Below are 13,147 nucleotides of genomic sequence, written 5' to 3'. Positions count from 1 at the left end.
AAAAATATGAAGTATTATGGTAATAATCATCCGCCATTTATCGAAATAAACAAGACCAAATTACTCAATGGTTCAATAACTTTACCTGCCTCAAAAAGCTCTTCAACTCGTGCCATTCTGACTGCATCATTAACGGAAGGTACAAGTAAAATAAATAACATGGCATCAGGGAACAATACAACAGCAATGAAATTAAACTGTTCCCATTTAGGCGCATCATTTAATAGTGATATTACAGGGACAATCGTAGAAGGCATCGATGTCAGAAAAATCGATAAAAAAATCATCTTTAACCCTGGTAATTCTGGTGTTGTATTACGGCTATTAATGGGCGTATCTGGTTATTTGCCTGATACTGAATTTATTACAGAATACAGTCACTCTCTGGGGACGCGATCACAATCAGAAATGGTCAATGCACTAAAATTACTCAATATTCAGTGCACCGCAGTGGGGCCTGATTCACTTTTACCAATAAGCATGAAATCAAATAGAAACATCGGCAGTTACACTGAAATTTCATGCAGAAAGAGCTCCCAATTCCTGAGTGGGCTACTTTACTTAGGTGCTATTAGTGAACGAGATCTGCAAATAAAAGTCACCGATACAATTACCTCACCATCGATGGTTCACACGACAATTAATAATTTACGCAAAGCCGGAATTAATATTGAATATGACGATAAATTCCGCAATTTCTTTACGACAGGAAAGAGTCGATTTATCCCATCAGAATTTAGCGTCGGCGCTGATCCAGCCAGTACAGCAGCGATCCTTGCGCTTTGCGCCTCACTGAATTCTGACGTCACCCTAAACGGCTTCTTTGAGGAAGAATTAGGTAATGGCGCGGTGGTGGATTATTTAATTAACAGCGGAACGAAAATCAGCTTTACCAAAGAAGATTGTCTCAATATTCGATCTGGCGGCGCCCTGAAAGCGCAGGATTTCGATGGTTCACTGGCGCCAGATGCCGTACCTGCACTTGCTGCATTAGCTGCGTTTGCCGATGGTAAAAGCGTTTTCTATAACATTGAACATATCCGCTATAAAGAATCAGACAGAATTTCTGATTTTCGACGGGAATTGGACAAAATAGGCATTAGATCAGAAGAGAAGCTAGACCAATTAATTATTTATGGCAATCCATATGGATATAAAGGCGGTGTTATTGTTGATGGTCATTACGATCATGGATTAATCATGGCGCTGACAACAATAGGTTTACATTGTGATGAACCACTCATTATTAGTGAGCCATATCATGTTGGTCAAACCTATCCAGAATATTTCGCTGAAATATCCACATTAGGCGCCAATGTGAATGAATTAAAATATTCTGGACCTATACCAGAAGACGTTTAAATATCATTGATAACTCTTAACCAAAGGAACTCACTATGTGTGGAATTGGTGGTGTTTTTAATACCGAAAACAGGCTTATTGATGATATTGACAATAAGCTACATACTATAATGTCAAAAATAGCGCACCGAGGTGATTCATCTCGGTTTAATGAGAAAGTTGTTAGAAATAATTTTGCAATCGCAACCAACAGACTTGCTATTGTCGAACGCGATTCAGCCTATCAGCCCATATCGAATCAAGAACATGACCTTCATCTTGTTTTGAATGGTCAAATTTATAATTATAAGTCTCTTCGAAATGAATTAATTAAACAAGGTTATCAATTTAACAATGGTGGTGATGCTGAAGTCGCCCTAATTGCCTATATTTGCTATGGCAACTCATTTGTTAGAAAACTAGATGGAATGTTTAGCTTTATTCTATTTGACAATAAGAATAATAAATTCTTATTAGGCAGAGATCACATCGGAATAAAGCCTCTCTATTACACCCAAAAAGAAGGTAACTGGTATGTGGCGTCAGAAATAAAATCATTGATCGAGTTTAACTCAGAAATTAAACCCGTTGAACCCGGTTCAATTTTCGACGGATTTACCAGTGAAAAATATATTAGCTACGACACAAATATTTCCACAAGCCACGATAATTTCGAACAGGCAAAAGAAAAAGTCTATTCACTGTTAGATAATGCTGTCAGAAAGAGGGTTGATACAGACCTGCCCATATCCATTATGTTTAGCGGCGGTATCGACAGTACCATTGTACTTTATCTTGCAAAAAAATATCACCACGATATTACGGCGATTTCATTTGGATTACCGGGTTCAAAAGATATTGAAATTGCCCAAAGATATTGTTCTGAAAACAACATAAAGCATATTATATATACATTTACTCAGGAAGAATTAATTAATAACATCCAAGATGCCATCTATTATGGTGAATTTTTCGAACAAATCGATGCAATCGATTCGAATATTGCTCACTTTGGCTATTATATTGCTAACCGCCTCGGCTTTAAAATTGCTTTATGTGGAGAAGGTAGTGATGAAATTTTTGCTGGCTACGATTTATTTAAGACGTATCCCGATCCCCATCATCTCTCCCTATATCGATTAAATAATCTTCACAGAACTGATTTACAAAGAGTTGATCGGGCAAGCATGAGAAATACGGTTGAAGCAAGAGTTCCCTTTATGGATTCAGTATTGGTTCCTTATGTTTTAAGTCTGGATTTTTCTTACAAACTGAATAACGGAGTAGAAAAACATATTTTACGTGAAGCATTCAGAGGAAAAATACCCGAATATATCATTGACAGACCAAAAATAAGAATGCCAGATGGCAGCGGGGTAAAAAATACTATTATTGATTACGTTAAAGATATTAAATGCAATCTACCAAAGAGCGTTGTTGACAGACTTAATGCTATCGGGTTAACCAACCAAAGCGCTCTCTATTTTGCTGAAAAATATCTCTCTTTAGGCTACCCACTGCCAAAGGAACGTTTCAAAGAATCTGGCAAAGATTTCTCAGAATCTGGTTATTTTAATTTCATATCATAATTTAACCATTATGTTGATTGCTGCATTGTTAGTAGAATAAACAATGCAGCGATTCTGAGATAAAAAATAGGATTTTTTTCATTACTTGTCATCAAATTGAAACTCAATATCTTTCTTTAAAAAATCATAATCAATAATTTCCACTCTCTTATTCTTTGATACAATTACTCCTTTTTCATTCAAACTCTTAATAACTCTATTTAATTGCCTGACTGAAACACCTAAAACAGAGGCTAAATAGTATTTACATATAAAACATAAAAAAACAGCCTAGATAAACAATCACAGTTATTTATTAGATTTACCTCTTTCAAGCCACATTTAAATATGAGTAGAGAAATATATTTATATTGATTATATTTATCCCGCATTTTATAACCAACCTAAATTCTCTCAAAAATTAGGAGATACAATCCAACAACCGTAAAGGAAATGAAGGCAACAGAGGCAGCATCATTTGCATAATTTCTGGAGCCGTCTCGAAAAAATTGACAAAAAACACCTTAATTTACCTTAAAAAGCGCTTCCTTGACATATTTTCCACATTTTCTCCATTTTTTAGCCTATCCTCACTGTCTAAACTAATAACATGTGATTAAACCGATATTTCAGTCGGACATAATCAAGCAATACCCTAGCCTTGTGTTTGAGAGAATGTCGAAGAAATGAATCAAAATAATAAACGCCGTACCCTCCTTTTCCGTGCAGCACTGGTCGCCATTGCCATCGCTGCCGCTATATTTTTCTGGCACCAACTTAAAATCCCTCAACAATCCAGCTCATCGGATCAACCCTCTGGTTTAAAGCATCCCCCGTTACCCCCGGTACAGGTTGCCACAGCAAAAGAGCAGGCAGTCCCTCGCTTTCTAACTGGGCTTGGCACCATTCAGGCCGCCAATACCGCTACAGTAACCAGCCGGGTTGAAGGTCAGCTTATCGCTTTGCACTTTCAGGAAGGCCAACAAATTAAACAAGGGGATTTACTGGCAGAAATCGATCCGCGTCCTTTTCAGGTTCAGCTAGCGCAAGCCAAAGGCCAACTTGCTAAAGATGAAGCAATATTGGCGAATGCTCGTCAGGATCTCAATCGCTACCAGAAATTGGCAAGCACTCACCTGATTTCCCAACAAGAAATGGATAATCAACGCGCACTTGTCCGCCAACACGAGGCCAGTCTGAAAGTTGATCAAGCAGCAATTGATAGCGCCAAACTTCAACTCACTTACAGCCGTATTACCGCCCCCATTTCCGGTAAAGTGGGTTTGAAACAGATCGATGTAGGGAATTTTATCTCCAGCGGCAATAACTCTCCTATTGTGGTTATTACCCAAACCGATCCAGTAGATGTACTATTTTCACTCCCTGAAAACGATATCAATGCAGTTTTGCAAGCTCAGAAAGTAAATCATGACGTCGTTGTTAGCGCCTGGGATCGCAATAATCAGCAACAACTTGCTGAAGGGAAACTGTTGAGCATTGATAATCAAATTGATGCCGCTACCGGCACAATTAAGCTGAAAGCCCGTTTTTCCAATCAAGATAGCATCTTATTCCCAAATCAGTTCGTTAATGTCCATATTAAAGTCGATACACTGGAAAACGCAGTGGTGATCCCAAATGCGGCTTTGCAAATGGGTAATGAAGGGAATTTTGTCTGGATGTTAGGCAAAGAGAATAAAGTCAGCAAACATCTGGTCACGGTCAAATTGCAGGATACAAAGCGTGTTGTTATCAGTACCGGCTTGGCAGCAGGTGATAAAGTAGTCACTGATGGCATCGATCGCCTGACGGATGGCGCTAAGGTGGATATTGTCACACCGATGGTAAATAAGCCTCAGCCACAAAAACACGACAAAACGGAGAATTCCTGATGCAGGCAGGCTCCCCAATCCCAGGCGGCGGGCCATCACGCCTGTTCATCTTGCGACCAGTCGCCACCACGCTGTTTATGGCAGCAATCTTGCTGGCGGGCATTATTGGCTATCGCATGTTGCCCGTGTCTGCGCTACCGGAAGTGGACTACCCCACCATTCAGGTTGTCACGCTCTACCCCGGCGCAAGCCCCGATGTGATGACTTCGGCAGTCACTGCGCCACTGGAACGCCAACTCGGACAGATGTCCGGTCTTAAACAGATGGCATCCCAAAGTTCCGGCGGGGCTTCCGTTATCACATTGCAATTCCAACTGACTTTGCCGTTAGATGTCGCCGAACAGGAAGTACAAGCGGCCATTAATGCGGCCAGTAATTTACTGCCAAATGACCTGCCTTACCCTCCCATTTACAGCAAGGTTAATCCCGCTGATCCGCCTATTTTAACGCTGGCAATCACCTCCGATGCAATGCCAATGACACAGATTCAAGATATGGCAGCAACCCGTATCGCACAAAAAATTTCACAGGTCAACGGTGTAGGATTGGTGACGCTCGCCGGCGGCCAACGACCAGCCGTCAGAGTGAAGTTAAACGCTCAAGCGGTCGCTGCACAGGGATTGGATAGCGAAACGATACGTACTGCAATCAACAATGCTAACGTTAATTCCGCCAAAGGCAGCCTTGATGGTCCGACTCGCTCCGTCACGCTTTCGGCCAACGATCAAATGAAGTCAGTCAACGATTACCGCAAACTGATCATTGCCTATAAAAATGGCTCACCGGTACGGTTACAAGATGTCGCAACCATTGAGCAAGGAGCTGAAAATACCAAACTAGGCGCATGGTCAAATAACAAGCAAGCCATTGTGATTAATGTTCAGCGCCAGCCCGGCGCCAACGTCATTGAAACCACAGATAAGATTCGTCAGATGTTGCCGGAACTCATCAGCAGCTTGCCGAAGTTCGTCGATATGAAAATCCTGACTGACCGCACGACAACCATTCGTGCTTCTGTGAAAGATGTTCAGTTTGAGCTGTTACTGGCAATTGCACTGGTTGTTATGGTGATTTACCTGTTTTTACGTAACGGTATTGCAACACTCATCCCCAGTATCGCCGTTCCTCTTTCACTGATTGGTACATTCGCAGTGATGTATTTCTGCGGCTTCTCCGTCAATAACCTGACGCTAATGGCGCTCACCATTGCCACCGGTTTTGTCGTAGATGATGCCATTGTGGTTATTGAAAATATCTCCCGTTATATAGAACAAGGCGAGAAACCGATGACCGCAGCACTCAAAGGTGCGGGTGAAATCGGTTTTACCATTATCTCCCTGACTTTCTCTTTGATTGCTGTGCTAATCCCGCTGTTTTTTATGGGCGATATCGTTGGCCGCCTGTTTCGCGAGTTTGCGATTACCCTGGCTGTGGCAATTTTGATTTCAGCCATTGTCTCGCTGACATTAACCCCCATGATGTGCGCTCGAATACTGAAACCGGAATCACAGATAAAACACAATCGTTTTGAACAAGCCAGTGAAGGCTTTTTTGAACAAATGATTGCCGGTTATGCCGTATGGCTGAAAAGAGCACTGAACCACCCGTGGATCACCCTTGGCATCGCCCTAAGCACATTGGCGCTCACTGCCCTGCTCTACCTGATGATTCCAAAAGGATTTTTTCCATCGCAAGATAATGGGCTGATCCAAGGAACACTAGAAGCGCCGCAATCCATTTCCTTTGCTGCAATGGTGGATAAACAACAACAAGTTTCATCTTTATTACTGCAAGACCCGGCAGTAGAAAATATCACCACCTTTGTCGGTGTTGATGGCAGTAACCCAACATTGAATAACGGGCGACTGCAAATCACACTAAAACCATTGAATCAGCGTGATGACAGAATCGTTGACATTATTCCGCGTTTGCAGGAAAAAATTGCCGCTATACCCGGTGTAAAACTCTACCTGCAACCGATTCAGGATTTGACGATTGATACTCAGGTTACTCGTACCCAATACCAATTCACTTTGCAGGCAACTTCTCTGGATGAATTGAGTATCTGGGTGCCAAAATTGTTGGCTGAACTAAAACAGAAAACAGAGCTAGTCGATATCAGCAGTGATTGGCAAGATCAGGGGCTGATCGCTTACGTTAAAGTAGATCGAGACACTGCCAGCCGACTAGGTATCTCAATGGCCGCTATAGATAACGCGCTCTACAACGCATTCGGCCAACGGCTAATTTCAACCATTTATACCCAGGCTAATCAGTATCGGATCATCTTGGAACATGATGTGACATCGACTCCAGGGCTGGCGGCATTTGATAACATCCGCCTTAACGGAACTGACGGCCATGTCGTACCTCTCAGGGCTATTGCGACTATTGAACAACGATTTGGCCCACTGGCAATCAATCATCTCGCTCAATTTCCCTCAGCAACATTTTCTTTTAACGTTGCCGAGGATGCTTCTCTCGAACAGGCGGTCAATGCTGTTAGTGATGCGGCACAATTGATCAAAATGCCCAAAGACATTTCCACCCAATTCCAGGGAGCAACGCTGGCATTTGAAAGCGCATTGGGCAATACATTGTGGCTAATCGCGGCTGCCATTATCGCGATGTATATCGTGCTAGGCATACTGTATGAAAGCTTCATCCATCCAGTGACAATCCTCTCTACGTTGCCGACAGCAGGAGTGGGTGCGCTACTGGCGCTGATGATGGCAGGACACGAACTCGATGTCATTGCGATCATTGGCATTATCCTGTTGATAGGTATTGTGAAGAAAAATGCCATCATGATGATAGATTTCGCGTTAGCGGCAGAACGTGAACAGGGATTACCGCCTTACGAAGCCATTTATCAAGCGTGTTTATTGCGTTTCCGCCCGATCCTGATGACCACAATGGCCGCATTACTTGGGGCGCTTCCCTTGATGCTCAGCACCGGTGTAGGCGCTGAATTACGTCGGCCTCTGGGTATCTGTATGGTCGGTGGATTGATTATGAGCCAGATCCTGACGTTGTTTACTACGCCGGTGATCTATTTACTGTTTGACCGGTTGGCACATTATCGCCGCAATCGTCGGTTCTCACTCCCAGACACTTCATCCATTGATCATCAGGAGCCGCGGTGAAATTTTTTGCCTTATTTATCCAACGTCCTGTTGCCACCACGCTATTGAGTTTAGCCATAACCCTATGCGGGGTATTAGGATTTACCTTGTTGCCGGTTTCTCCTTTACCGCAAGTGGATTTTCCGGTGATCTCCGTTTACGCCTCATTACCGGGCGCTTCACCGGAGACAATGGCCTCATCTGTCGCTACGCCACTGGAGCACGCCCTAGGTCGAATTGCCGGAGTCAACGAAATGACCTCCAGTAGCTCCCTTGGCAATACCGATATCACACTTGAATTTGACCTCAATCGTGATATTAACAGCGCAGCACGGGATGTACAGGCAGCACTGAATGCCGCTCAAAGTCTGCTACCTTCTGGTATGCCTGGCAGGCCGCGTTATTACAAAGTCAACCCGACTGACGCCCCGATTATGATCCTCACATTGACTTCTGATACCTATAATCAAGGGCAACTTTATGATTTTGCCTCTACTCAACTGGCTCAGAAAATCGCCCAGGTTGAAGGCGTTAGTGAAGTCTCTGTTGGCGGCAGTTCATTACCCGCAGTCAGAGTTGAATTGAATCCTGGCGCCCTGTTTCATCAGGGAGTTTCGCTAGATGCGGTACGCAAAGCTATCAGTAATGCCAATGTTCGTCGTCCACAAGGATATGTGGATTCCGATCAGCAACACTGGCAAGTCCAAACTAATGATGAGTTAAAAACCGCCGAAAGCTATCGTCCGATCATCGTTCACTACAACAACAATTCACCGGTACGATTGCAGGATGTAGCAAATGTAAAAGATTCCGTTCAGAATGTCAGAGCTGCCGGAATGTCTGGCGGTGAACCGGCTATTTTGTTGATCATTCGCCGTGAGGCTGGCGCGAATATTATTGCCACAGTAAATCGTATCCGTGAACAATTACCGGCATTACGTGAATCTATTCCTGCCAGTATTCAGCTTAAAGTTTCTCAAGATCGCACACCAACTATTCGTGCTTCATTAGCAGAAGTAGAACGTGCATTGGTGATTGCTATCGGGCTAGTCATTCTGGTGGTGTTCCTGTTTTTGCGTTCCGGTCGCGCAACATTAATCCCTGCCATCGCGGTACCGGTTTCACTCATTGGCACCTTTACTGCCATGTATCTGTGCGGTTTCAGTTTGAACAATCTTTCCTTGATGGCGCTAACAGTTGCCACAGGATTTGTGGTGGATGATGCGATTGTGGTACTGGAGAATATTTCCCGCCACCTTGAAGCAGGTATAAAACCCATACAAGCGGCACTACAAGGTGTTCGGGAGGTAGGCTTTACAGTCCTCTCGATGAGTATTTCGTTGGTAGCAGTTTTTATCCCGCTTCTGCTCATGGATGGTTTGGTTGGTCGGCTGTTCCGTGAATTTGCTATTACTTTAACCACCTCAATCGGCATCTCATTATTGGTTTCTTTAACACTAACGCCAATGATGTGCGCTCATTTACTAAAATCTCAACCTCCCAAAGCACAAAAGAAAATACGGGGATTTGGTAAAGTTCTGCTGAAAATTCAGCAAATTTACGGACGCTCTCTGATGTGGGTTCTTAATCATAGCCGTTGGGTATTGCTAATTTTGGCTGGCATCATTGCTCTAAATATTTGGCTCTATATTAATATCCCCAAAACTTTCTTCCCAGAGCAGGATACCGGTCGGTTGCTAGGGTTTGTTCGGGCAGACCAAAGTATCTCCTTCCAATCTATGCGTGAAAAAATGAAAAATTTCATGCAGACGATCAATGCAGATCCTACGGTAGACAGTGTTATCGGTTTTACCGGTGGTGGGCGGGTAAATAATGGCTTTATGTTTATCTCTCTGAAACCATTAAAAGAGCGATCAGAAAGCGCTGAACAGATTATTTCACGCCTGAGAGTTAAACTTGCCAATGAACCGGGGGCAAATCTGTTTCTCATTCCGGTACAAGATATTAGGGCAGGCGGTCGCCAGGCTAATGCTAGCTATCAATTTACATTGCTGGCAGATGATCTAAATGATCTTCGCAAATGGGAACCTGTTATCCGTAAGGCATTAGGGCAATTGCCCCAACTAACTGACGTGAATTCGGATAAAGAGGATAAAGGGGCTGAAATGGCAATAATCTATGACCGCGATACTATGTCTCGTCTGGGCATTAATGTTAGTGAAGCCAATAGCCTGCTGAATAATGCTTTTGGTCAGCGACAAATATCCACTATTTATCAACCACTCAATCAGTACAAGGTTGTGATGGAAGTGGCGCCAGAATATACGCAAGATGTCAGTGCGCTGGAAAAAATGTTTGTGATTAATAATCAAGGAAAAACCATTCCACTCTCCTATTTTGCTCACTGGCAACCGGCTAACGCGCCACTCAGTGTGAATCATCAGGGGCTTTCTGCGGCTTCAACCATTGCTTTCAATGTATCGGAAGGCTATACCCTCTCGGATGCTGTCAATGCGATTGAAAGAACCATGACTGAACTTAGTGTACCCTCCACGGTTCGCGCCACTTTTGCTGGTACCGCCCAGATTTTCCAGGAAACCCAGAAGTCCCAATTATTCTTGATTCTGGCCGCCATTATTACCGTCTATCTGGTGCTAGGGATATTGTACGAAAGTTATATCCATCCATTGACTATTCTCTCTACCCTGCCTTCTGCCGGCATTGGCGCCCTACTGGCATTGGAACTGTTTGACACACCATTCAGCCTGATAGCATTAATAGGCATCATGTTATTGATTGGTATCGTGAAAAAGAACGCCATTATTATGGTGGATTTTGCTATTGAAGCTCAACGTAACGGTAATATCCGTGCCCGTGATGCCATATTCCAAGCCAGCCTGCTACGTTTCCGCCCAATTCTGATGACCACACTAGCCGCCTTATTTGGCGCTCTGCCACTGGTTTTGAGTAGTGGCGACGGTGCGGAATTACGCCAACCTTTAGGAATAACTATTGTAGGTGGTTTGGTCATGAGTCAGCTTTTAACACTATATACCACACCGGTGGTCTATCTCTGTTTTGATCGACTAAGGGAAAAGTGGCAACAACGGCGTACCGCCAGACAAGTTATGGAGCCATTATGAAACTAGGCATCAGTGGTAAACTGTTTATGGCCATCTTCGCTACTTGTATGCTGGTACTCGTCACCATGCACTGGGGGGTAAGGAGCAGCTTCCAGCATGGTTTTATTGGTTATATAAAACAAAATATCCAGTTACGTACCGCCATGTTAGCCGAAGCACTGGCTGAACAATATCAACAATATGGTAGCTGGAAATTCTTAAAGAGGAATGACCGGGTAATTTTTCAAATCATTCGTTCCATTGAACAAACCAGTGAAAGCTATCAAGGTCCGCCACCTCGCGGTTGGCGAACCCAATTTTGGGTAGTGGACAGTGACATGAAACTACTGGTTGGTCATGAAGGTAAAATTCCGTCAGAGACCTATCGCAAACCGATCCTCTATCATCATCAAGTTGTTGGCTGGGTCATTGTCAGCACATCAGATAAAATTACCCGTCAAGCTGATATCAGTTTTGATCGCCAACAACAACTGACAAGCTGGATCATTGCCGGTTTATCTACCTTGCTGGCAATCATAGCCACACTATTATTATCCCGTGGTATGTTAAAACCCGTTAAACGTTTGGTTGAAGGAACCCATAAACTAGCAGCAGGCGATTTCAGTGCCCGAGTCACACCATCAAGTAAAGACGAAATTGGTCAGCTTGCCCACAATTTTAACCAGCTCGCCAGTACCCTGGAAAAAAACGAACAGATGCGTCGCGATTACATGGCAGACATTTCCCATGAACTGCGTACTCCTCTTTCTATATTGCGCGGTGAATTGGAAGCGCTACAGGATGGTGTTCACAAACCCACCCCAGAAACGCTCAATTCGTTATTAACTGAAATTACTACATTGACCAAACTGGTTGATGATCTACACCAACTATCTTTATCCGATCGCGGGGCACTGGCATACCGGAAAGAACTTATCAATATCAGTGAGTTAATTCAGGCTGCTATCGCATCTTATCGTGGACGTTTCCTTGATAAGCAAATCCAGATAGATATTAAACTTCCTGAAACTATGATGGTATTTGCCGACCCAAGCAGATTGACTCAGTTATTTCATAATTTACTGGAAAACAGTCTTCGCTATACCGCTGATAATGGAAAATTAATCATTAAAGGTTGTTCTAACGATAACCACTTCATTCTGAATTGGGAGGACAGTAAGCCCGGCCTGTCAACAGAACAATGCCAACGGGTTTTTGAACGATTCTACCGTAGTGAATCCTCACGAAACCGCGCCAGTGGTGGATCAGGGCTTGGGTTAGCTATTTGCTATAACATTGTTGAAGCACATAGCGGCACAATCCATGCTGAACCCTCACCTTTAGGTGGTCTGAGAATTATCGTAGAATTGCCGCTAACTAAATCCCTCGACGGCGAAACGCTATGAGTACAGAATTTGAACATTATACTGTTTTGATTGTTGAAGATGAGCCAAAACTTGGCCAATTGCTAGTTGATTACCTACGAGCGGCTGATTACGAAACCCAGTGGCTATTGCGGGGTGATGAAGCTGTCTCCCATGTACAGCAACACAATCCAGATATTATTTTGCTGGATCTGATGCTTCCAGGCTGCGATGGCATATCTATCTGTCGGGAAATTCGCCGCTTTTCTGACGTACCGATCATTATGGTCACTGCCAAAACGGAAGAAATTGACCGTTTACTTGGATTGGAAATTGGGGCAGATGATTATATTTGTAAACCTTACAGTCCACGTGAAATTGTCGCGCGAGTTAAAACGATTCTTCGTCGCTGTTACCGACCGCAAGATATTGTCAAGCAAAGCGATCTGCAAATTGACGAGGGCTGCTTCCAAGCGCGTTACCGCGATAAAATATTGGATTTGACCCCAGTTGAATTCCGGTTATTAAAAACGATGGCAAGTCGCCCAGGGCAAGTATTTTCCCGCGATAAGTTACTGAATAATCTGTATGACGATCACCGAATCGTGACAGACCGTACTATTGATAGCCACATTAAAAATTTACGCCGTAAATTGGAACAACTGGACAACAGTAAAACATTCATTCGTTCTATTTATGGACTTGGGTACCGATGGGAAGCAGATATATGCCGTTTGTTATAACTGTCACACTTTAACTGAATTAAATTTCTCT

General features: G+C 43.4%; 8 protein-coding genes. 7 read left to right on the top strand and 1 reads right to left on the bottom strand.

Going from position 1 to position 13,147, the window contains the following annotated elements:
• The first annotated feature begins 6 nt into the window (after window positions 1-6).
• Together aroA and asnB are read left to right on the top strand one after the other, a co-directional pair.
• A complete protein-coding gene (aroA, locus tag EAE90_RS10125) occupies window positions 7-1,362 on the top strand; it encodes a 3-phosphoshikimate 1-carboxyvinyltransferase (protein ID WP_214053381.1) in 1,356 nt (451 codons plus the stop codon).
• Between the two features lie 35 nt (window positions 1,363-1,397).
• Window positions 1,398-2,930: an asparagine synthase (glutamine-hydrolyzing) gene (asnB, locus tag EAE90_RS10120; protein WP_214053380.1), complete on the top strand. Its 1,533-nt coding sequence runs from the start codon at window positions 1,398-1,400 to the stop codon at window positions 2,928-2,930.
• An 81-nt stretch (window positions 2,931-3,011) separates the two neighbouring features.
• On the opposite strand, the gene EAE90_RS10115 is transcribed toward asnB, so the two are convergent.
• Window positions 3,012-3,182 (bottom strand): helix-turn-helix domain-containing protein, encoded by a 171-nt coding sequence (locus tag EAE90_RS10115; protein ID WP_339921229.1) that lies wholly within the window; start codon window positions 3,180-3,182, stop codon window positions 3,012-3,014.
• 413 nt (window positions 3,183-3,595) lie between these two features.
• Here EAE90_RS10115 and EAE90_RS10110 point away from each other — a divergent pair, with 413 nt between their 5' ends.
• Genes EAE90_RS10110 through baeR form a run of 5 tightly spaced genes read left to right on the top strand, consistent with a single transcriptional unit; the run spans window position 3,596 to window position 13,116 of the window.
• Window positions 3,596-4,801 carry an MdtA/MuxA family multidrug efflux RND transporter periplasmic adaptor subunit gene (locus EAE90_RS10110; RefSeq protein ID WP_214053379.1) on the top strand — a complete coding sequence of 402 codons (1,206 nt, stop codon included), beginning with the start codon at window positions 3,596-3,598 and terminating at the stop codon, window positions 4,799-4,801.
• Window positions 4,801-7,947: an MdtB/MuxB family multidrug efflux RND transporter permease subunit gene (locus EAE90_RS10105; protein ID WP_214053378.1), complete on the top strand. Its 3,147-nt coding sequence runs from the start codon at window positions 4,801-4,803 to the stop codon at window positions 7,945-7,947. The genes EAE90_RS10110 and EAE90_RS10105 overlap by 1 nt, the downstream gene beginning before the upstream one ends.
• The gene (gene mdtC / locus EAE90_RS10100; RefSeq protein WP_214053377.1) at window positions 7,944-11,030 is read left to right on the top strand and encodes a multidrug efflux RND transporter permease subunit MdtC; all 3,087 of its coding nucleotides are present in this window, start codon (window positions 7,944-7,946) and stop codon (window positions 11,028-11,030) included. Before EAE90_RS10105 ends, mdtC begins: the two co-directional genes overlap by 4 nt.
• Window positions 11,027-12,415: an envelope stress sensor histidine kinase BaeS gene (gene baeS, locus EAE90_RS10095; protein WP_214053376.1), complete on the top strand. Its 1,389-nt coding sequence runs from the start codon at window positions 11,027-11,029 to the stop codon at window positions 12,413-12,415. Before mdtC ends, baeS begins: the two co-directional genes overlap by 4 nt.
• Window positions 12,412-13,116: an envelope stress response regulator BaeR gene (baeR, locus tag EAE90_RS10090; protein ID WP_036781823.1), complete on the top strand. Its 705-nt coding sequence runs from the start codon at window positions 12,412-12,414 to the stop codon at window positions 13,114-13,116. Before baeS ends, baeR begins: the two co-directional genes overlap by 4 nt.
• The last annotated feature ends 31 nt before the right edge of the window (window positions 13,117-13,147 follow it).

The organism is Photorhabdus caribbeanensis (assembly GCF_018448885.1).
Lineage (GTDB): Bacteria > Pseudomonadota > Gammaproteobacteria > Enterobacterales > Enterobacteriaceae > Photorhabdus > Photorhabdus caribbeanensis.
The sequence above is the reverse complement of the archived record's forward strand: the minus strand, read 5'-3'. Positions and strand labels throughout refer to the sequence as shown.